Below are 20,736 nucleotides of genomic sequence, written 5' to 3'. Positions count from 1 at the left end.
CTGGGTTGTTTACCTCTGGGGCCTGGCTGAGCTCGCCTTCGTGACGAATCCGCTTCAGATTTCCTCTAAGCTCCGGATCACCGTTCTCCGCCTATTTGGGGCGAAGATTGGACAGGGCGTGATATTCCGTCCTCGAACTCGAGTGCGGTTTCCGTGGAAGCTTTCAATCGGTGACAGGTGCTGGATCGGTGAAGGGGCTTGGATACACAATCAAGATGATGTGAGGCTCGGCTCCGACGTGGTGGTATCTCAGGAGGTCTTCCTCACCACTGGAAGCCATGCGCACCGGCGGGACATGGCACTAATCACCAGCCCAGTGGTCATCGAGGATGGGGTCTGGCTGTCGACGCGCTCGATCATTTTGGGCGGTACGACCGTAGCGGCCTCTGCGCTGGTCGGCCCCAACTGCGTTGCTGGCCCCAATGCGCGGATTGAAACCAACACTGTGATCTCTCAGGCACCCCCGCTGATCAAAGGTCAGCGGTTTCGTGGGGCATCGCCGGATCCACGATATTAGTGCCCGGTCCTCTGCACACTGACCATCCGATCGATGCATTGCGCTGAAAGCTTTAGAAGAGGAAGCACTGGCCGGCCATGAAGATTGTACAAGTCATCGACACGCTATCCGTTGCCTCAGGCGGACCGGCCCGTAATTCGTTTGAGTTGAATGTTACGCTCAACCAGCTTCAGTCAGTCGAAGCTAGGTTGTTCTATCTCCAAGGTGCCGTCAAGGACTCCGTTCTGTCGGGCTATGGCGGTGAGGCAGGCCCGCTTCCTGCGCGACCTCCAAAACGCGTGAGTCTTCGGCGAGGAGACGATGCCGTCGATCTTCGTTGTGCATTGCGGGAGATAGCGGACGCTGATGTTGTAGTCGTCCATCAGTACTTTCTCTGGTGGATAGCGCCGATCGTGCTTCTTTCTACGATTCTTCGCACTCCCGTTGTGGTGACTCCTCACGGCTCTCTTACCTCACATCAGCAGAAGTTTTCCGTAATCAAAAAGCGGATATTCGAGTCAGTGCTTGGGTGGTGGGTCCGCAGCAACTTGGCTGGTTGGGTTACCGGATCGCAAATTGAGAAAGACGACTTGGTTCAGCTGTATCCAGAGAAGCCAGTCGCTGTAGGCGGGGTCGGAACAGCGTTGCCTGAGGAACACGTTCCTGAAGAAGGCTGGAACACGCCGCTGAGACTTCTTGCCTTGTCGAGAATCGCACCGAAAAAGCGTCACGACTTGATGATCGGCGCCCTGCGACGTTTGATTGATTATGGTGTGGACGCTGAACTGGACATTGTGGGGACGGGACCGTCGGGGCTAGTCGACGAACTGAGAAGCCATGTGTTCGAGCTTGGTCTCAGTGACAGGGTGCACTTTCGGGGCCAAAAGGCGGGTCCGGGAAAGGCCAGCTCATTCCGAGCGGCCGATATCTATCTTCTTCCAAGCGACGACGAAAACTTCGGTATTAGTTTGGCAGAGGCCCTCGCATATGGTGTTCCGGCTGTAGTGAGCTCTGGTGTTGCATCTTCAAAATTCATGGACAGCCGTGCCGGGAGGGTCCTAACAGCGCCCACACCCGACTCGATTGCACGAGCCGTTATCGGAATGGTGTCAGGCAGTAGGCGACAGGCGTCCGCTAGTGCCCGTGCCTGTGCCGAGAGTAGTTTTTCCTGGCGTGCAGTCGCACTTTGCTGGGTAGAAAGCTTGGTCGAGCTTACGCGAGATGTTCCTGTCCACAGGTCTTAGCTACCTTTTGCCGGAGTTGTGACGGCGGTCGGGCAATGGGTGGCCGCATCTGCCGCGATATGCAGCAAGTCACGCGGGGCTAACGCGGGTAACGCCGCCCGAGCCGAACTGCGAATATCGCCCGCATAGGGCTAGTCTCATGAGAAATTTACCGTAAGACCAGGTGGATACAGTTGGCAACTAAAGTGGATCGCTTGACTCCCAAACGCAGGGTCTCCGGCGCACTAGCGGGGCGTTTAGGACGCGGACTCTTTGCGAAAGTTGCTGTGCTTCCGGTCACCGCTGCTTCAACACTCGCACTAACCGCACTCATCATCGGTGCGACAGACGCTAGAACCTATGGTCTTGTGATGTTGATCGCATCCATGTTCTTGGTCATCCCATTCGCCGATCTTGGACTAGGTGCAAGTATTGTGAATGCAGTAGCGGTGCGCCACGTGTCGCGGAGTGCGAGCCGAGATGCAACTGTCCTAATTTGTCGTGCATTTCGGGTGCTCTCACTATCCGGAGCGGTTTTGATCGCGCTGTCAGCGTCCTTATCGATCGCTGGACTCTGGGGCAGAATACTCAATATACAGCTCGACGAGTTCACAACGTGGATTCCCACAGCAGCACTCGTTCCGTTCGCCGTGTCGTTGCCGCTCGGAGTGGGCCAGAGAATTCTGGTGGGTCTAGGAAAGAATGCTCTGGCCACACTTCTTGGCGGAATCGGCCCAGTGACCGGAGTCCTTGTGGCAGCATTTATCTCACTCCTGCGCGTTGAACCATTACTGTTTGCCGTCGCTCCACCGACGGGAATACTTGCGACGAGCGTCCTCACATATGCGGTGGCGCGGAACCAGCTTCCATTGCCCTGGGCCGAAGTATTCAGAATGCACAACAGGCGCGTCCGCTTGTGGGGCTCAGCCGCCCCCATGATTGTTATCACGATTGTGGTTCCTCTGGGAATACAACTCCAGCGCTATTTCGTTGCCTATCTTTCGCCAAATGAACTTGCCCAATATTCTATTTTGGCCCAGCTCTACATGCCCTGTTACAGCATCATATCGAGTGCTGGTATCGGCCTTTGGCCTATGTTCGCTGCCTCCCGGTCCAATGCTTGGCCTATATGGGTGAAATCTCTTGGCGTGATGGCATCTGTCGGGCTGATGGCGTTTCTTGGGTTCGCCCTGTTTGCCGGTCCGATATCGTTACTCGTTTCTCACGGGCTCATCAAAGTTCCAATCGGTACTGTGCTGGCGTTTGGCGGTCTTCTGCTGGTCATGGCCGTGCATCAACCCAGCGCAATGCTGCTCACGACGGAAAGAGAACTGTGGTTGCAGGCTCTCCTAGCCGCGATGATGCTTTTCGCATCGGTGACGGTGAGCATCATGCTGACAAGTGGTGTGGGCTCTTCCGGTCCGGTCCTAGGTAGTGTGGTCGGCATTTTCTTGTTCCAGGTGCTCGGGTGCGGCGGCTACGTCGTGATGACCCGCAAGAGGAGGATCCTTTGAGACTCGCCGTAACCATCTACGACCCAAATCACGTGAATCCGTATGGCGTTGAACTGGCACGATTGTTGAGCAGACTCGGCTGGAAGGCTAATTTGGTTTGTTCTGAAGCGAGACAGAACTTGCCTGACGGGTCAGAGTCGTCCCCTTCAGCGCTGTTGGCAGGGCCTCGCCCGAGGGCAAATATCATGAAATGGCTTTTAATGAGGCTGTGGGGGCCAGTATCAGTCGCGATGTCTCCGCGCAGCGAAGCTTTGATAGTTGTGTGGACCCGGGATTTCTGGGATGCGCTCGTTTTCGCAGTAAGAACATTGGTGGGCGGCAAGACCTTCTTTATTCGTCACAACCCGCCATCGGTGCGTCGGCGACGCGGACTCGGTGGTTTTGGAGAAGGTATCCTCGCACGCACCGCGGTAGTCATCGTGCATAGTCAATGGCTCGCGGAACAAACGGAATCGAGCGCTCGGAAGGTTCGAGTGGCGGATCACCCGCCCTATTCGGTCTCTAGAGACTTGGTCCAATCGGGTAAACGTGATGAGCCACCTGGGTCATGTGCAGTCGTAGGTTTTGTCGGATCATTGCGCCCAGACAAAGGAGTTGCCGATCTGAAGCTTATCTCGGAGGCATCGAGTTCTGAGTGGATACTGATGTACATGGGTCCCGCAGATGAATCGGGCTTGAGTAAGCTTCGAGCTGAACTGAGTCCAAGGGAGGTTCGCGCGCTGAATGCAGGTTCCACCCCAACAGATGGGGAGCTCGCGCAAGGCCTCAAGTCATGTTCACTGGTGGTGGCGCCGTACCGAGGGGTCACTGTAAGCGGTTCGATTAATCTGGCCTTTGCTGTGGGATGTCCGGTCGTCGGGTACGACTCACGGGGCGTCCGCGATATTCTTGCGCATTCAAGCCGGCTAAGCGGGCCAAAGGAGCTAGGGGAGGCTATCGATTCCTTCCTCCGTGAGCCTTGGGACGCGTTCACGCGAACCTACGAGGAGGGGAGCCTTGCGGCCGAAGAGTCCTGGGCTCGGGTTTTAGGGGAATTAGCATGACGACCATCAGTATGATCACGGTTACCTATAACGCAGAGGATTTCTTGCCCTCAACTTTGAAGTCAGTTGAAGCGCTATTCCATTGCATGAGCGAATACGATCGTAGTGACTTCGAATACCTCGTCATCGATGGTGGGTCCCGAGACTCTACTCTCTCACTGTTGGCCAATTCCGGGCTTCCATGCCGGGTCATCAGTGAGCCCGATCGCGGAATCTACGATGCGATGAATAAAGGCGCCGCCCTATCCAGCGGTCGTTGGGTCCAGTTCCTGAATGCCGGAGACGTAATTCAAGACCCCGCCGGGTATGTCGATCTTTATCATACGCTGCAGGCGCTTCCTACTCCGACGGACGAACTATGGGCTATCTCGGGCGCGATTCATATGGGTGCGGGCGTCCACAACGCGCGGACCATTGGCAACATCCCCCACTCGTGGGTAGGGCACTTGGCTGGGCTACAATCTCATTGTCACCAAGCATGCTGGTTTCGCCGCGACGCATTGGGGGCGTTTGGGGGTTACCGACTTGATGTCGGGACGGCTGCCGATTACGCATCGATTGTGCAGTTCGGTTTCGTGCGCCCGCCGATGGTTTTTGATCGGCCGATTATCGGGTATTTGGGTGGCGGTGTTTCTGACAGTTCGCAGCGCGAAGTTCAACATTTATTGCATAAGACACGTCGTAGGGTGCTTCGGCTAAACGGGGTCGGCAGGGTCTTGTCATCTCTTCTCGCGGTAGCCGTGTATTCCGTGAATTCGTTCAGGATCCTTCTCGGGCGCAGTCGGAGAAAGCTTGTGCGCGGCAGGGCTTGATGGAAGTCGGTCGGCGGGGTTCTCTGAGGTCCAACGTCCGTATTGGGGCTCGTTGCGTGGTGCTACCCCCAGCGCGAGTCGAGCCGCGCGGCGACATTGCGGACCGCTCCAGCTCACGCACCAAGCCTCGCTAGCTATACGCACCCTAGGCTAGCCATCCGCACCCTAGGCTAGCCATACGCACCCTAGGGGTGGCGACTTGGCCTGGTGGGATCAGATCACGGTGCAGCGGGAAAATGACGCCTCGACGCAGCGTGAGGTTCGCCAAAGTCCTGCAGGGTCAGTGTCCGGTCAATTCAGATCGCACCGCCAATCGCGGTCGCGTGTGGCCGCCCATCCTCGGGTGGGCGCACCTGGTGCATGGTCAGCACCATAATCGCAGGAGCCCGCGCATGGTCGTACTACAACGCGATCGGCGAGTGACTCGGCAATGCGTCCCTGTCCAGCTGCACGGTGGCTGGAAGCGCGTGCTCCTCGCGTCGAGGCATTAGCGAGCCACTGAGCATGACAGCTAGAGGAACCCAGACGACCCAGGTGAGCGTACCGAGCGTGAACAAGTCTGATGGGACCTCGAGCCAGCCGTCCGCGATGAACACGATGCCCCACACCGCCAGCCCAATGGCGTACGGGCCGAGCTTCCAGGATCGCATTAGAAGTACCCCGTACAGGATGGTCAGCACAGCGGCGCCGAGAATGCCTGACGTTGTGAGGGCGTTCACGTACATGTTGTGTCCATGGAATGCCCCGATTCCAACTTGGTTCGCAACCTTCGCCAGGTCCGAGTAAACCTGTGCTCCGTTGCCGATCCACGGGTGCTCAGCCCACTGCTCGAGACTGCCTGCCCAAATCTCACCACGGCCCGAGAAGCTGTAGGCGTCATCCAGCCCACTGGACACGAGCACGGGGCCGACGACCACAACCCCGCTGTAGATCGTGAATTGCACGAGGGGCGAGAAGTATGCCCTCGTCCCGTAAGTCCTGATCAGCATCCAGCACAACGCCACCACAATTCCCAGCCCAACCGCTAGCATTGCTGTGCGCGAGCCACACCAGAACAGCGCGAACAGTGTCACTCCGTAGCCAACGAACCGGGCTGGCCTGCCTCTGATCAAGGAGATGAATGGGAAGCCCATCGCGAGCGTTTCGCCGAGCGTATTCGGATGTGTCAGCGGGCCAACGAGCAACTGGTCCCCGATGAAGCTCTTCTCATTGTCCGCATTGATGGGAAACATGCCGGACTCGGGCATGACCGTGCCTAGGACAATGCTGAATCCGGCGAGAAGCGCCGTGAGGATGCCGATAGTACGGAGAGCGGTGCGCGGCTCCTTGAGCGTGCCGGCGACGAGACCGATCAGCGGGTACAGAATGCTCGTGTAGCTGAAACGGTGCTCGACGGCTAGGGTCGCGAGGGAGATGACCGCCCAAGGGGCGACGAAGACCCAGAACCAGAGTCCCAGACGGACCATGGGAAGACTGCGGATGGCTAGAAGCGCGACAATTCCGATGACGCCCCACTGCAGCCCGCTGGTGAGCGAGGCAGCTAGTGGTGACTGTTCGGTCTCTACGTTCGTCCACACCGACACTGTGCGCCCTGCCAAGATGTTCTGCGCCGCTGCTGGAAGAACAGCGTAGGCGAACAGGACCGCTACCAGCAGAGACCCGCTATTGACCCTCTGACGATAGCCTGATGCCATTGTTCTTCCCCGTCCCCCAACCAGCGCCACAGGCGCTCCCGGGCGCGCTCCAATGCTGGATTCTACCCGGCCTCACTGCGTTGCGGGGACGTCTCTAGCGAGTGCCTTGCGCCGGAACAGTGGCGGGCGGCGCCCGCATGGTCTCGGACCCTTGTACCAACCGCTGTCTGGACCTGATACCCGGGACGTCATGAGTATGGGCCGTGCACGAGGCGTGGGAACTCATGCATGCATTCGCGGGGCCCCTTGAACATGATCGCCGCATGAAGGCGCCAGCTCTTGTGCATGGTTCCCTCGTCGGACCGAGGCATGCCTTTCCACGCTCCGGTGAGCGGCGTCCGACCGGGCCGGCCATCGTGGAGTTGCCCAGGCCGGCAATAGATACAAGGAAGCCTCGGCTCTCAGTTCTGTTCAGCGCCGAGCTTCTGACGAGTGCTCCTCGGAACCGGGGGGTCTCGTGCACGCCCATGAACTGACATCTGTGGTGAACGCTAATCGGATCCCCAAGCAAGACAGGACAAGGAATCTTTCAGCGAGACGCCTCAGGCATCACGAGGCGGTTTGTCGCCCGTCGCCTGCTACCGTGGCCCCTGCACGGCATACCGCTGCCCTACAGGGGACTACGGGCGGAATTAGTTGCGGTGCCCCAGGCCGCCTTCCGCACCTCACCCGTGCTCGGAGGTGGCCTGGTGCAGTTCCGGCCAGGGGCGCCCGTTCACCGTGGCGATCTGCACCGGCGTCCAGTCGCCGAAGGCCAGGATGGACTGGGTGGCCGGCACGTCGCCGTCGCGCAGCGAGGCCCGCTCGGTGAAGAACCGGTGCAGCCGGTGGTGGGCCTGCGAGGCGATGCGGATCCCGGCGCCGGTGGTGCCGTCCGTCCCGCGCATCCCCTGGTGCCAGTCGATCATCGTGTACTCGGCCGAGTCCCCGTGCCCCACGGGCCGGGAGAGGATCACCACGCTGCCGTCCGGGGAGACCGCGCGGACGTTGAACGGCTTGCGCCCCGTGTCATGGAACGTCACCTTGTCGCCGAGGGCAAGGATCCTGGAACCCATCGCCCGGCCTCCCGTCGCCAGTGGTTCGCCTCGGAACAAGGCTAGGCCGCGACAGGGCACGGCCAACAGGGGAGAACGGACTGGCCGAAGTGTGACGCTGCCGGTCAGCGGCACTGACCGGGCGGGACGGCGACGCCCTGCACGGTGGCCGCGGCGCACAGCTGCGTCCGCGCCTCGAGGGAGAGCCGCCCCCACGCGACGTTCGCGGAGACGTCCACGATCCTCGGCGTGACCGGGGCGGCCGGCGGCGAGGGGGCCGGCGCCGGCGCTGCGGGAACGGTCGGTATGGAGGTCGCGGCCGGCGGGGGAGCGGCGGGCACCGGCGCCGCGGGGGCGGCAGGCCTCGCCGGTGGCACGAGGGGCACCAGCGGCTCGCGCTGGGGAGCGCGCGGCGCGGTCCTGGCCTGCTGCGGCGGGGGAGCGGTGGCGGCGTGCGGGCGGGGGCGGGTGCCGACGGCGGCGCGGTCGCCCGGCGGGGCGGTCGCGGGCTTGGTGCGGGCGGTCACGGTGTCCTGCGTGCGCCCGGCCCCGTGCGACTCGACCGCCAGCGCCACGGCGGAGCCGCCGAGGGCCACGAGGGCCACGGCGCCCGCGGCGGCGAGCGGCGCCGTCGTGCGCTTCGTCCCGGCCAGCACGGCGAGCGGGATCGCCGAGAGCAGGATGAGCCCGGCCACTGCGGCGGCGGCCGGGGCGACCAGGAAGAGCACCAGCAGGAGCGTGCCCACGCCCGCCACGCCCAGCCAGAGCCAGGTGCGCCGGGGCGGCGGCTGATCGACCTCGTCGAAGGCCAAGTCCATGCGTGCGCCTCCTCCCAGACGGACGGCCCACAGGGCTCCCACTGTAGCCGTGTGCCGGGGGCAGGCCGTGGAGGGCGGACCATCCGTCCGCGTGTGCCGTTTCTCCGCTACCCTCGGCCCATGGAGCCAAACACCCAGGACGCCTACTGGGGCGCCCGGCCCACCGCCGCCGGCACCGACTTCGCCCTCGCCACCGCCCCGGAGGCCGAGCGGGTGGAGGTCTGCCTCGTGGACCACGAGACGTGGGAGCAGCGCTGCTTCGACCTCGCCAGGGTGGGCGACCCCGCCTCCGGGCAGGCCGTGCGGTGGGAGGGCACCGTGCCCGCCTGCGCCGCCGGCCAGCACTACGGCTACCGCGTCCACGGGCCCTGGGACCCGGCCCGCGGGCTGCGGTTCAACCCCTCCAAGCTGCTCCTGGACCCGCACTCCCTCGCCGTCTCCGGCCGCAACGAGTGGGGCCAGCAGATGCACGCCTACGTCCTCGGCGACCCCGCCACCATGGACACCTCCGACTCCCTCGGCCACAGCATGCTCTCCGTGGTGGTGGACCACGGAGAGTACGACTGGGAGCGGGACACGCACCCGCGCACCCCGTACAGCGAGACGGTCATCTACGAGGCGCACCTCAAGGGCCTCACCCAGCTCCACCCCGAGGTTCCCGAAGCGCTCCGCGGGACGTACGCGGGAGCCGCTCACCCCGCCGTCGTGCGCCACCTCGCCGAGCTCGGCGTCACCGCGGTGGAGCTCATGCCGATCCACCAGTTCGTCAACGACTCGACCCTGCTGGACAAGGGCCTGAGCAACTACTGGGGCTACAACACGATCGGCTTCTTCGCCCCGCACTCCTTCTACTCCTCCTCCGGGGACCACGGGCAGCAGATCTACGAATTCAAGGAGCTCGTCAAGGCCTACCACCGCGCCGGGATCGAGGTGATCCTCGACGTGGTCTACAACCACACCGCCGAGGGCAACCACCTGGGCCCCCAGCTCTCCTACCGCGGGATCGACAACGCCGCCTACTACCACCTCGTGCCCGGCAACGAGTTCTACTACATGGACTACACGGGCACGGGGAACTCCCTGAACGTGGGCCACCCGCTCACCCTCCAGCTGGTCCTGGACTCGCTGCGGTACTGGGTCACCGAGATGCACGTGGACGGGTTCCGGTTCGACCTCGCCGCCACCCTGGCCCGCGAGGAGGGGGACGTGGACATGGTCTCGCCCTTCTTCGAGCTCGCGGCCGCGGACCCGGTCCTCTCCCGAGCCAAGCTCATCGCCGAGCCGTGGGACGTGGGCCCGGGCGGCTACCAGGTGGGCAACTTCCCGCCCCAGTGGACCGAGTGGAACGGCAAGTTCCGCGACTGCGTGCGCGACTTCTGGCGCGGCGAGCCCGGGACGCTGCGCGAGCTGTCCATGCGCGTGGCCGGGTCCGCGGACCTGTACGCCGAGCACGGGCGCCGGCCCAGCGCCTCGATCAACTTCGTCACCGCCCACGACGGGTTCACGCTGCGCGACCTGGTCTCCTACAACGGCAAGCACAACGAGGCCAACGGCGAGGGCGGCCGCGACGGCGCCGACGACAACCGCTCGTGGAACTGCGGCGTGGAGGGCCCCACCGACGATCCCGCGGTGCTCGAGCTCCGCGCCCGCCAGCAGCGCAACCTGCTGCTCACCCTCGTCCTCTCCCAGGGCGTGCCCATGCTCTCCCACGGCGACGAGCTGGGCCGGACCCAGGGCGGGAACAACAACGCCTACTGCCAGGACAACGCCACCACGTGGATCGACTGGGAGCACGCCGACACCGAGCTGGCCGACTTCACCAGGCGCCTGCTGCGGCTGCGCGCCGACCACCCCGTGTTCCGCCGCCGGCACTTCTTCGACGGCTGCCCGGTGGACCCCGCCGAGGGCGACCCCCTGCCGGACATCGCCTGGATCGACGCCGACGGGTCCTCCATGGGCCAGGACGACTGGGACGAGGACTGGGCCAAGTCGCTCGCGTTCTTCCTCAACGGCAACGCCGTCCCCGCCGTGGGCCGGCACGGCGCCCCCGGCGACTCCGACTTCCTCGTGATCCTCAACGCCGCGGACAACGACGTGGACTACCACATCCCCGGCGGCCTCTTCCCGCCCAAGTGGACCACCGTGCTCACCACCTGCGCCGACCACCTCGTGGGGGAGACCGCCGCCGCCAACGAGGTCTACACCGTGCCCGCGCGCAGCGCCGTGGTGCTCGAGGCGGTGCCGGAGCGGGCCGACGCGGAGGACTGAGTCAGCCCGCGCTCGGCAGCCCCACGAGGGACGCCGGCTCCGCGGGCGGCGCCGGGTCCGTCACCTGCACTTCCGGGAGAAGCACGATGGCGGCGGCCGCCTCGGCGGGGGAGCCCACCTCGCGCGCCTCCCGGCGCACCACGAGCAGGTCCATGACGACGCCGGCCAGGTCCCGCAGGGCCGCGGCGTGGACACGGGAGAGGGTGCGCGGCACCCGGTCCAGGACGGACAGGGTGCCGATGTTCGCCCCGGCCGGGGTCTTCAGCGGCACCGCGGCGTAGAACCGCACGCCCAGGTCCCCGCATACCAGCGGGTTCCCGGCCGCGCTCGGGTCCGCGGCGGCGTCGGGGAGGACCCAGAGGTCGTCCTGCAGCACCGCGGTGGCGCACAGCCCCGGGTCCCGGGCCACATGGTCCGCGTCGATGCCGTGGGCGGCGAGGAACCAGATCCTGTCCTCGTCCACGATGCTCACCGTGGACATCGGGACGCCGAGGAGCCGGGAGGCCAGGCGGGCAATCCGGTCGAAGGCCCCGGACTCGGCCGTGCCGGGCGCGGCGTAGCTGCGCACCTCGGCCAGGCGCAGCTCCTCCGCCGCGCCCACCGGCTCGGCGAGCGGGCCGCCCAGGGTGCCGAGGGCGGCCATCCGGTACAGGGCGGCCGCCGCCTCCGCGGCGCTGGGGCGGCTGGCCGGGTCCATGGCCGTCATCCGGGCCAGGAGCTCACGCCACAGGGGATCGACGTCGTCCGGGATGGGCGGCGGGAGGGTGAGCCGCCGGATGGCGCTCTCCAGCGGCGGCCCGGGGAAGGCCAGCGTCCCGGTGAGGCACTGGAGCAGCACCAGGCCCAGCGAGTAGATGTCGCTGGCCGGGCCCACGGTCTCGCCGCGGACCTGCTCCGGGCTGAGGAAGGCGGGGGTGCCGGAGACGGCGTTCTCGAGCGTGAGCTCGGAGTCGACGGCCCAGGCGATGCCGAAGTCGGTGAGCTTGGCGTGGAATCGCGCCGCCGCGTCCGGGTGGTCCAGCAGCATCACGTTGGCGGGCTTGATGTCCCGGTGGACCACGCCGCGGCCGTGGACGTAGGCGAGGGCCTCGCACAGGTCGTGGCCGATCTCGGCGACGGCGGAGGGGTCCAGCGGGCCCTCGCGGAGGCGTTCGCGCAGGTCCGCGCCGTCCACCAGCTCCATGACGAGGAAGACGCGCGGGGAGCCCCCGGGGGCGCGGTCGGTGCCGGCATCGAGCAGGGTGACAAGGCCCGGGTGGTTGAGTCGGGCCAGGACCTTGACCTCCATGTCGCTGCGGCGCAGCTCGGTCTCGTCCCTCGCCCCGGACTGGGTCAGCTTCACGGCGACCTCGCGGTCCAGGAACTCGTCCAGCGCCCGGTGCACCACCGCCGTCGACCCCCGCCCGACCACCTCGAGTAGCCGGTACCGGCCCCCCACCAGGTCCTGCTCCCCGCAGTCGCGGCGCTGCTCGGCCATCCCATCTCGCTTCCCACGAACGGAGGGCGGACGGCAGCCTGAAGGTGGCGCCAGCGAGCCCGATTACGGTGCGTTTACCCGACTGGCGGGTAGGCGAAACCTCGGGGCGGGACGGGCGGCTGGGTGGGCCGGGACCACCCGGCGTCGACCTCCGGCCGCCCCTCGTCCGACGGCTCGCACGTTCGCGCCGAATCGATACCACACCCTCGGTAAGTAGTCGGAGGTGCTCGTCGCCGCCCCGTTGCGTACAGGCACCGTGGGCCGCCCGCGGCCCTCCGCGTATCCGTCCCCTCGGCGTCCAGTAACGCAACAGTAACGCCTCGCCAATAATGAGTAAGAGCTACTGGTGAATCGCCCCGATTGCGCAGCTTAGAGTCAAGCAACGGTCTCGAAAGTCAAGAAATGGCATCGCCTCCAGGCGTTTCTATCCCCATTCCGTCCTGCCTGGAGGGCCGTTGGTCCGCGCTCACAATCTGGGGGATCCATTGGCCTCGCTCTCCGACGAAATTCTCTCTGGAGTAGGAATATTCCTGTTCGCCGCCGTGTCGTTTATCGGCTGGCGGATGCTCTCATATTGGCGAAGCTTCCTCTTCCATACGGGGAAGTACCGCCGGGTCGAGCCCGTCACCACGGAGAGGCTCCGCTCCCTGCCGGTGCCCTTCATGAAGATCCAGATCACCACCCGTGGGTCCGCGGGAAGCTCGGCGGTGATCATGCGGGGCATCGAGAACGTCATCGAGCTCGCGAACGAGGCGCCCGAGTTCTACGGCCGGCTGCTTTCGGTGGAGGTCGTCACGGACTCCGAGCCCCAGCGCCAGATCCTTCTCCAGGCCTTCTCCCACGCTCCCATCGGAGTCCACGTCCTCGTCGTCCCCTCCGACTACAGGACTCCGGCGGGCACGCAGATGAAGGCCCGCGGGCTCCACTACGCGGTCGAGCAGCGGCGCGCGCTCTGGAACAGGAAGCCGGGCAGGACTTTCATAGTCCATTACGACGAGGAGAGCGTGATGGTGCCCGGGGAACTGCGCAAGCTCATAGCGTGCCTTGCCGAAACTCCACGCAGGATTCTCGAGGGCCCTATTTTCTATCCGCTCGATTACCTGCAGGCTTCACCGCTGTGCCGTTCTATGGAGGCCAACCGGCCCATCGGCTGCTACGAATGCCGTCATGTGATGGAGGCGGGAACTCCCCTCCATCTCCACGGGTCCAATCTGGTGATCGAGGAATCCCTGGAGAATGACATCGGCTGGGATATCGGCTGCCTCGATGGCGAGCCCTTCATCGCAGAGGACTACGTCTTCGGCATGAAGGCGTTCACCCAGCACGGAGGCGAGATCTTCGGCTGGCATGGCTGTGTGATGCTCGAGCAGCCCCCATTCTCGGTGCGCAGCGCCTTCAGGCAGCGGTACCGCTGGGTCTTCGGAGTGCTGCAGGGGCTCGCTGACCTCAAGCGCAGCGGCCGGTTCGGCGCGCTCTCGACCACCACGAAATTCGGCCTCCTGTGGGGTACGCGGTATCGGATCGCGGCCTTCGCGACGGGGTGCATCGTCTCCGTCCTGTCCTTCGCCGTCCTTCCGGCGTTCCTCGCCAAGACGATCGCATCCGTGTACCTGAACCAGGAGGCGCCCCTGCCCGGGCCGGCGAGTGCGTGGCTCTCGCTGGTCGGAATGATGTGGATCGGCTCGGTCTTCATCGGAGCGTGGCACAACGTCGCCGACTCCGGCCTGGACGGCCCCGCTCGAAGGGCGGAGATCGCCAGAGCCGTCGTGGCCGCCCCCGTCGCGGGACTGATCGAGAGCTCAGCAGCGCTCTGGGCCGTCCTGGCCTGGGCGCGCGGGGCCCGGCACGTGAGCTGGACCCCGACCCCCAAGACCCTAGAGGCGGACGCCGCCGAGATCAGGAAAGGCTAGGCCATGAACGCACCGACCCTCATCGATACCACGACCTCTCCGGAGACCCTCGCCTCTGCGCCCGTAGCCGACGCCCCCGGCGCCCGGATCGGTTCCCTGGTCCGTGCCGACAGGCTGGCGCCCGTCGCCGCCCGGGTCCGGCTCACTGCCGTGATGGGCCGGCTCCTCATGGTCCTTGGAGCGCTGGCAGTCGTCACCGCGTACATCCTGCTGCCCTTGGTTGCCGCCCTGCGCGCCGGCGCCGTGCTGGGCGGCGTGGCGCTGGCGCTCGCCGCGGTCATCGTCGTGGAAACCGCGCTGGCGGTCGTCCTCACGGTTCTGAAGACCCAAGGGAGGCACTAGCATGCAGCTGAGCCTGCCCGTCCGGCTCAGGCTGGCGATGGTGGCGCTCGCCCTCGCCGCCGGGGGCATCGCGATGGCCGCACCCGGACAGGGCGCCCCCGGACAGGGCGCCCCGGCGCCGCGGCCGAGCAGCCCCCAGACCTACTTCGGGGTCCAGCTCGACAGCGGACGTGACACCGTGGACGGCTACGCGGCGCGGCTGGGCCAGGCGCCAGCGCTCTATGGGTTCTACGTGGGCTTCCCCTTCCAGCCGGCGGATCTGTCCTTCCTCGACGCCCGGGCCCACGAGCTCGCCCAGCGCCGGTCGTCGCTGATGCTCACGCTCGAGCCGCGGGGCGGGCTCAGTGCGGTGAACCCGCCGGCGCTGGCGGAGCTCACGCGGTCGCTCCAGACGTGGAACAGCCTCGGCGTGCCCGTCTTGGTCCGGTTCGGCCAGGAGATGAACGGGTCGTGGTACGTGTGGGGGCAGAAGCCGGCGCAGTACATCGAGAAGTTCCGGGAGGTCGCGGCCGCCGTCCACAGCTCCCCGGGGTCGGGGACGGTGTGGGCGCCGAATGAGGGCGGCGGCTACCCCTTTGACGGCGGAGACTACGAGGCTGAACCCGGGACTGCCGACTTCGCGGCGCTGGACACCGACAAGGACGGGCGGCTCACCCAGAAGGACGATCCGTACAGCCCGTACTGGCCCGGAGACGACGCCGTGGACTGGGTCGGCCTCTCCGTCTACCACTTCGGCGCCGCCTACCCGTGGGGCAAGAACACGATGCCCGAGCCCGGGAAGCTCATCGGCAAGATCACCGGCACCTTCCGGAGCGCCTCAGTCGACGAGACGGCGGTGCCCGACTTCTACACCGACTACGCCGAGGGGCACAACAAGCCCTTCGCGATCTGCGAGACGGGCGCCTTCTACAACCTTTCGCGCCCGGGCGGCGCCTCGGCACTGAGCATCAAGAAGGCCTGGTGGGACCAGCTCTTCGACCCGCAGCTGATGGCGCGCTTCCCCCGACTGAGACTGGCCGTCTGGTTCGAGTGGGTCAAGCAGGAGAACCAGCCTGGAACTCCGACAGTGGACTGGGTGGCCAACAGCGAGGGCCCAGTCGGGGACGCCTTCCGCAGGGCACTGCCGAGCAGCTTCGGGATGGCGCCGCTGGAGTCCGCCTCGAGCGCGGCATTCGCCAAGCCGGGGCCATAGTGCGGCACCCGCGAGGCCCGCGCTCAGGCGGCCGCTGCGCTCGTCACCGGCACAGTCCTTGACGCAGACGGCAGCGCGCAGGTCAGCTTAAGCCCCGACCCTTCCACAGCCCCCACACGTCTCCCGGGAGGACCACCATGGACATCGCAGTTCTCGGCACCGGCATCGTGGGGCGCACCCTCGCCGCGCGCCTCGCCGAGCTCGGCCACACCGTCGCCATCGGCACCCGGGACCCGCGGGCCACGCTCGCCCGCGCCGGCGAAGGCGAGTTCGGCGACTGGGCGGCGCGCAACCGCGCCGTCGGCGTCGCCGCGTTCGACGACGCCGCTGCCGCCGCCGAGCTGGTGGTCAACGCCAGCAACGGAGCCGCCTCGCTCGAGGTCCTAGAGCTCGCCGGGGCGCACCAGCTCGCAGGCAAGGTCCTCGTCGACGTGGCCAACCCCCTCGACTTCAGCCACGGCATGCCGCCCACCCTGTTCGTCAAGGACACCGACTCGCTCGGCGAGCAGATCCAGCGCGCCTACCCCAAGGCCCGGGTGGTGAAGACCCTCAACACCGTCAACGCCATGCTCATGGCCCACCCGGAGCAGCTGCCCGACCCCGGCACCGTCTTCGTGGCCGGCAACGACGATGACGCCAAGGCCACCGTCACGGGCCTCCTGGCCGAGCTGGGCCACCGCGACGTGATCGACCTCGGCGACATCACGGCTGCCCGCGGCACCGAGATGATGCTCCCGGTGTGGCTGCGGCTCTGGGGTGCCCTGGGCGGGCCGGCGTTCAACTTCAAGATCGTCCGCTGAAAGTTGACTCGAGCCCGGAACGGCCGGCGCGTCGGCCCGTCGCGAGTACGAGCGCCGCAAGGCGAGGGACGAGCAGCGGCTCCGCGCGAAGTGGGGCCGGCTCGGCGGCCTCGCCGTCGCCCTCTCCGACGAGCGGCAGAGCACCAAGGCCTGGGAGACCGGCGCATCCCGCGCTCGACGGCCAACATCGACCACATCGCGGTCACCCCCAGCGGGATCTGGGTGATCGACGCCAAGCGCTACAAGGGCCGCCCCGAGCTCAAGGTCGAGGGCGGCCTCCTGCGGCCGCGCACCGAGACGCTCGTCGTGGGCCGCCGCGACTGCACGAAGCTCGTGGACGGGGTCCTCAAGCAGATCCAGGTCCTGCGCACCCACGTCCCTGGCCTGCCCATCACCGGCGCGCTCTGCTTCGTCGAGGCCGACTGGCCGCTGATCGGGGGCTTCTTCTCGACCCGCGGCATCCACGTCATCTCACCGAAGCGGTTTACCAAGCTGCTCGCGCAGGAGACCGCCGGCGGGGTCGACGTCGCCCGGGTGCGTGACGCCGTCGCCAAGGTCTTCAAGCCCGCGTGACAGCGGAAGGCGGGAATATCGGCACCCAGCCCACCGCGGCATTGAGCTGGGCTTCCGCCTCAGGCACTGGAGCGCCGGCGCTGCCTAGTTGAAGGCGGTGGTGGGCCCTGCAGGGTCGAAGCGGCAGACGATCTGCTCGGCGACGTCGCGGAGCTTGGTGTTGCGGCTGATGGAGGCGCTCTTGAGCAGGTCGACGGCCTGGGACTGGGTGCAGCGGGACTGGGCCATGATGACCCCGGCGGCGAGGTCGATCGCTGTGCGTGACTCCATGGCGGCGGCCAGGTCTGCTGCCCGGTCCCACGCCTCGGCGAGCCGAAGCGCCAGTGCCAGCGGGCGGGAGATTTTGCCGGCCACGCGTGCGACCGCGCCCGCGCGGGCGCCGGTGAGGGCGTCCGGTTCCGCCGTGTAGGCACCGAGTGCGGCGGCGGCTCCGAGCGGCGCCGGCAGGGGGATGGGCACGGCGAGGGTGCAGCGGAAGCCCGCGGCGGTCATGCGCGCCAGATAGTCGGCGTCTTCGTCGCGGAGAGGAGGGCCGCCGACGCGGACCCGTTCTTCGCGGAGCGCCGCCTCTCTGCACGGTCCGCCGGCGGTCCAGGCCTGGGCCTCGTCCAGCGCCATCACCCCCTCGACGCTGCCAGCGAAGAGGTCCTTGGCCCGCTCCCGCACCACCAGGATGCCGCAGTGGACCGGCTCTCCCTCGGCCGAGAGGCGTGCGGCGGCTACCTCGGCTGCTCCCCCGAGGAAGCCGGGCAGGGTGTCGCTCGTGATCAGCAGGTCAAGGAAGTCCACCCGCTCCGGAGGGCCGACCCTGTACGTCCTCATTGCCCCCCGTTGCCCTTAACCCGCATATTGACTGCATGATATTCGCCGGCGGCCGGGCGTCAAGGCGGGGCACGGAGGGCGGTACTCAAGCGGACACCCCGCCGGTGGTGGGGGGAACCAGGACGGGGTGCCGCATGCCGGCTTCCCATCCCTTCAAGGCGGCAGGCCAGCACACTTACGACGTTAGGGCTCGCCCAGGGCTCCGGCCAGAGGATTTCGGCCTCCGGGAGCTGCCCTCGTTACTGCAGCACCTCGACGGTGCCGCGCTCGCCGTCGACGCGGAGGCGGTCGCCGTCGTGAATCAGCATGGTCGCGTTGCCGGTGCCGACCACGGCCGGGATGCCGAGCTCGCGGGCCACGATCGAGGCGTGCGAGAGCGGCGCCCCAAGGTCGGTGACCACGGCGGCGGCGCGCGGGAACAGGGGCGTCCAGCCCACGTTGGTCAGGGTGGTCACGAGGATCTCGCCGGCGTTGAGCCGGGCGCCGTCCTCGGGCCGTGCGATCACCCGGGCGGTGCCCTCCACCACGCCGGGCGCGCCCGGGAAGCCGGTGACGGCCTCCTCGACGGGCACGGTGGCGCCGCGGGAGTCGTAGAGGTCGGTGCGCCGGTGCGGGTCCGCGGCCCAGCGCACCGGGTCGAACCGGCCCACGATCAGCCTGGGGTAGGTCGGCAGCGCGGCGTACCGGTGGTAGGCGGCGCGCCGGGCGGGCACCCGCGCGAGCGCCGCCGGCCTCCCCTCGAGCACGTCGAGCAGCTCCTCGAGGTAGAGGTACCAGAGGTCGTCGCGGCCGGTGAGCTCGCCGGCGCGCAGCACGAACTCGCGCACCACCCAGAACGTCCGCACCGACTCCGAGCGCGTGTCCTGGCGGTCGCGGACAATCCCGTTCCAACGGCGCACCTGCTCGCGCATCGCGGCCTCCCGGCGCGGGTAGCGGGCGGCGAAGCGTCCCCAGGCCGCCTCCCGGGCCTGCCGCTGGCGGGCGAGCAGGGCCTCCGTGCCGAGCTGGAGGTCGTGGAGGCCGGCGAGCTGGGCATCGATCCAGCCGGGGTCCTCGCCGGGCCGCGGCGCGGAGAGCTCGCACTCGTGCGGGCCGCGGTGGCCGTACTCGCGGGCGAACCCGTCCCGGGTGATCTCGCCGCGGGCCAGCCGGCTCAGGCCCACCAGCAGGCCGAGGCTGGCCAGCCCGCCCTCGTCGTTCACCCCGGTGAGCATCGCCTCGGCGTCGGTGCTGCCCATGAGCCTGCGCAGCTTCTCCCGGGTGTACAGCAGCGTCCCGCCGCCCTGCCGGCCCGCGGCCTCGAGCATGCGGGCGGCCGTGACGAAGAGCGGCCCGATCTCCTGCCGGTAGAGCGCCGCGAGCTCCGCGGGCGAGCCGGCGGCCGCGATGCGGGCGCGGAGGTCGGCGCAGCGGCCGCGGGACTCGGCCAGGAACGGGCGCATCTGGGCCAGGTTCGCCCGGGCGCGCCGCCGCACCTGGACCGCCCCGGGCACCATGCGCTTGAGCGTGGGCCAGTCGAGGACCTTCACGGTCGGCACGTCGAGGCCCTGCGGGATGCGGCCGAACACGTTGGCGACAGTGCTGGCCCAGCCCTTCACGTGGAGGGACCTGACCATGGAGTAGATGGGGGTGAGGTTGAGGTAGAAGCGGCCGCCGATGTTGCCCACGAGGTCGAAGCCGGGGATGGCCGAGGCGGACATGGCCTCGTGGATGAACAGCTTCACGAAGGACCACGTGATCGGGGTCATCACGTCCGGGATGGCCTCCCCGAGGTTCCCGCTGGTCCACAGGTACACGCCCTTGGCGGTGTCGTTCCATTCCCCGAGCTCCGGTCCGAGCACGGTGATCGGCCGCGCCTGCACAATGGCGAACCGCCCCCGGCGCCGAGCCCACTCGATGTCCATCGGCACCCCGTACAGGTCCCGCACCCGCGCGCCGAGCGCGGCCAGCTCGAGCGCCTCCGCGGGAGCGAGGACGGGCTCGCGGCGGCGCTCCCCGGGCACGGGCCGCTCCTCGGTCCCGTCCGCGGTGCGGACGGTCATGACCGCCTTGTCGCCCACGGTGGTGCTCGCCACGGCGCCGCGGCGGACGACGACGCTATCCGGGATCACGCGCCCGCCGACCACGGACTCGCCCAGCCCCCACGAGGCGTTGATGACCGTCTCGTCCTGGCTGCCGGTCACCGGGTCCGCGGTGAACAGGACCCCGGACGCGTCGGCGTCGACGAGCTCCTGCACCACGACGGCCAGTGCCGCCGACTCGTGCGGCACCCCGTGCTGGTCCCGGTAGGCGACCGCGCGCGGGTTCCACAGGGAGGCCCAGCAGCGCCGCACCGCCTCGAGCAGGCCGCTGCCGCGGACGTTGAGGTAGGAGTCCTGCTGCCCGGCGAAGGACATCCCCGGGAGGTCCTCGGCGGTGGCGGAGGAGCGCACGGCGACCGGGACGTCCTCCCCGAGCCCGGCGTAGGCGGCCAGGATCTCGTCGGCGAGCCCGGCGGGCAGCCCGTGCCCGGCGAACAGCGCGGCCGTGCGGCCGGGGTCTCGGGGGTCGATCTGGTCGCGGAACCCGGCGACGAACGCCCGGTACGCCGCCGTGGTCACGCAGAAGCCGCTCGGCACCGGGAGCCCGGCCCTGACCATCCGGGCCAGCGAGGCGCCCTTCCCGCCGGCCGCCGCGAGGTCGGCGGCCGCGTCGCCGAGCGGCAGCACCCACGCCACG

General features: G+C 67.2%; 17 protein-coding genes. 10 read left to right on the top strand and 7 right to left on the bottom strand.

The window, feature by feature from the left end; genetic code table 11:
* Positions 1 to 690: 690 nt before the first annotated feature.
* Positions 691 to 879 (bottom strand): hypothetical protein, encoded by a 189-nt coding sequence (locus J2W20_RS02515; protein ID WP_307004272.1) that lies wholly within the window; start codon positions 877 to 879, stop codon positions 691 to 693.
* On the opposite strand from J2W20_RS02515, the gene J2W20_RS19185 reads away from it, so the two are divergent.
* The 4 genes from J2W20_RS19185 (at position 796) to J2W20_RS02505 (ending at position 5,088) form a co-directional block, all read left to right on the top strand.
* A complete protein-coding gene (locus J2W20_RS19185; protein WP_373457954.1) occupies positions 796 to 1,740 on the top strand; it encodes a glycosyltransferase in 945 nt (314 codons plus the stop codon). The genes J2W20_RS02515 and J2W20_RS19185 overlap by 84 nt on opposite strands.
* Before the next feature lie 350 nt (positions 1,741 to 2,090).
* Complete coding sequence (locus J2W20_RS02510; RefSeq protein WP_307004270.1) at positions 2,091 to 3,233, top strand: hypothetical protein; 1,143 nt, start codon at positions 2,091 to 2,093, stop codon at positions 3,231 to 3,233.
* Between the two features lie 185 nt (positions 3,234 to 3,418).
* Positions 3,419 to 4,276: a glycosyltransferase gene (locus J2W20_RS19180; protein ID WP_373457946.1), complete on the top strand. Its 858-nt coding sequence runs from the start codon at positions 3,419 to 3,421 to the stop codon at positions 4,274 to 4,276.
* Entirely contained in the window at positions 4,273 to 5,088 is an 816-nt protein-coding gene (locus tag J2W20_RS02505; RefSeq protein ID WP_307004267.1) for a glycosyltransferase, read from the top strand. Before J2W20_RS19180 ends, J2W20_RS02505 begins: the two co-directional genes overlap by 4 nt.
* 401 nt (positions 5,089 to 5,489) lie before the next feature.
* Here J2W20_RS02505 and J2W20_RS02500 read toward each other — a convergent pair whose 3' ends face one another.
* The 3 genes from J2W20_RS02500 to J2W20_RS02490 form a co-directional block, all read right to left on the bottom strand.
* On the bottom strand, positions 5,490 to 6,782 hold the full coding sequence (locus J2W20_RS02500) for an O-antigen ligase family protein (protein ID WP_307004265.1): 1,293 nt from the start codon (positions 6,780 to 6,782) through the stop codon (positions 5,490 to 5,492).
* Positions 6,783 to 7,447: 665 nt separating this feature from the next.
* Entirely contained in the window at positions 7,448 to 7,837 is a 390-nt protein-coding gene (locus J2W20_RS02495; protein WP_307004263.1) for a hypothetical protein, read from the bottom strand.
* A 104-nt stretch (positions 7,838 to 7,941) separates the two neighbouring features.
* A complete protein-coding gene (locus tag J2W20_RS02490) occupies positions 7,942 to 8,634 on the bottom strand; it encodes a hypothetical protein (RefSeq protein ID WP_307004261.1) in 693 nt (230 codons plus the stop codon).
* 120 nt (positions 8,635 to 8,754) lie between these two features.
* On the opposite strand from J2W20_RS02490, the gene glgX reads away from it, so the two are divergent.
* Positions 8,755 to 10,902 carry a glycogen debranching protein GlgX gene (gene glgX / locus J2W20_RS02485; RefSeq protein WP_307004260.1) on the top strand — a complete coding sequence of 716 codons (2,148 nt, stop codon included), beginning with the start codon at positions 8,755 to 8,757 and terminating at the stop codon, positions 10,900 to 10,902.
* A gap of 1 nt (position 10,903) precedes the next feature.
* Here glgX and J2W20_RS02480 read toward each other — a convergent pair whose 3' ends face one another.
* Positions 10,904 to 12,379: a serine/threonine-protein kinase gene (locus J2W20_RS02480; protein WP_307004258.1), complete on the bottom strand. Its 1,476-nt coding sequence runs from the start codon at positions 12,377 to 12,379 to the stop codon at positions 10,904 to 10,906.
* A gap of 542 nt (positions 12,380 to 12,921) precedes the next feature.
* On the opposite strand from J2W20_RS02480, the gene J2W20_RS02475 reads away from it, so the two are divergent.
* From J2W20_RS02475 to J2W20_RS02455, 5 genes are all read left to right on the top strand, one after another.
* Positions 12,922 to 14,289, top strand: coding sequence for a glycosyltransferase family 2 protein (locus J2W20_RS02475; protein ID WP_307004256.1), 1,368 nt, complete (start codon positions 12,922 to 12,924; stop codon positions 14,287 to 14,289).
* Positions 14,290 to 14,292: 3 nt separating this feature from the next.
* Complete coding sequence (locus J2W20_RS02470) at positions 14,293 to 14,631, top strand: hypothetical protein (RefSeq protein ID WP_307004254.1); 339 nt, start codon at positions 14,293 to 14,295, stop codon at positions 14,629 to 14,631.
* A 1-nt stretch (position 14,632) separates the two neighbouring features.
* Positions 14,633 to 15,823 carry a glycoside hydrolase family 26 protein gene (locus tag J2W20_RS02465; protein ID WP_307004252.1) on the top strand — a complete coding sequence of 397 codons (1,191 nt, stop codon included), beginning with the start codon at positions 14,633 to 14,635 and terminating at the stop codon, positions 15,821 to 15,823.
* A gap of 137 nt (positions 15,824 to 15,960) precedes the next feature.
* On the top strand, positions 15,961 to 16,623 hold the full coding sequence (locus J2W20_RS02460) for an NADPH-dependent F420 reductase (RefSeq protein WP_307004250.1): 663 nt from the start codon (positions 15,961 to 15,963) through the stop codon (positions 16,621 to 16,623).
* A gap of 90 nt (positions 16,624 to 16,713) precedes the next feature.
* Positions 16,714 to 17,196, top strand: coding sequence for a nuclease-related domain-containing protein (locus J2W20_RS02455; RefSeq protein WP_307004248.1), 483 nt, complete (start codon positions 16,714 to 16,716; stop codon positions 17,194 to 17,196).
* Between the two features lie 84 nt (positions 17,197 to 17,280).
* On the opposite strand, the gene J2W20_RS02450 is transcribed toward J2W20_RS02455, so the two are convergent.
* Both J2W20_RS02450 and J2W20_RS02445 read right to left on the bottom strand, forming a co-directional pair.
* On the bottom strand, positions 17,281 to 18,018 hold the full coding sequence (locus tag J2W20_RS02450; protein WP_307004247.1) for an ANTAR domain-containing protein: 738 nt from the start codon (positions 18,016 to 18,018) through the stop codon (positions 17,281 to 17,283).
* A 239-nt stretch (positions 18,019 to 18,257) separates the two neighbouring features.
* Complete coding sequence (locus J2W20_RS02445; RefSeq protein ID WP_307004245.1) at positions 18,258 to 20,735, bottom strand: PEP/pyruvate-binding domain-containing protein; 2,478 nt, start codon at positions 20,733 to 20,735, stop codon at positions 18,258 to 18,260.
* Between the last annotated feature and the right edge of the window lies 1 nt (position 20,736).

Source organism: Sinomonas atrocyanea, from assembly GCF_030812675.1.
Lineage (GTDB): Bacteria > Actinomycetota > Actinomycetes > Actinomycetales > Micrococcaceae > Sinomonas > Sinomonas atrocyanea_B.
The sequence above is the reverse complement of the archived record's forward strand: the minus strand, read 5'-3'. Positions and strand labels throughout refer to the sequence as shown.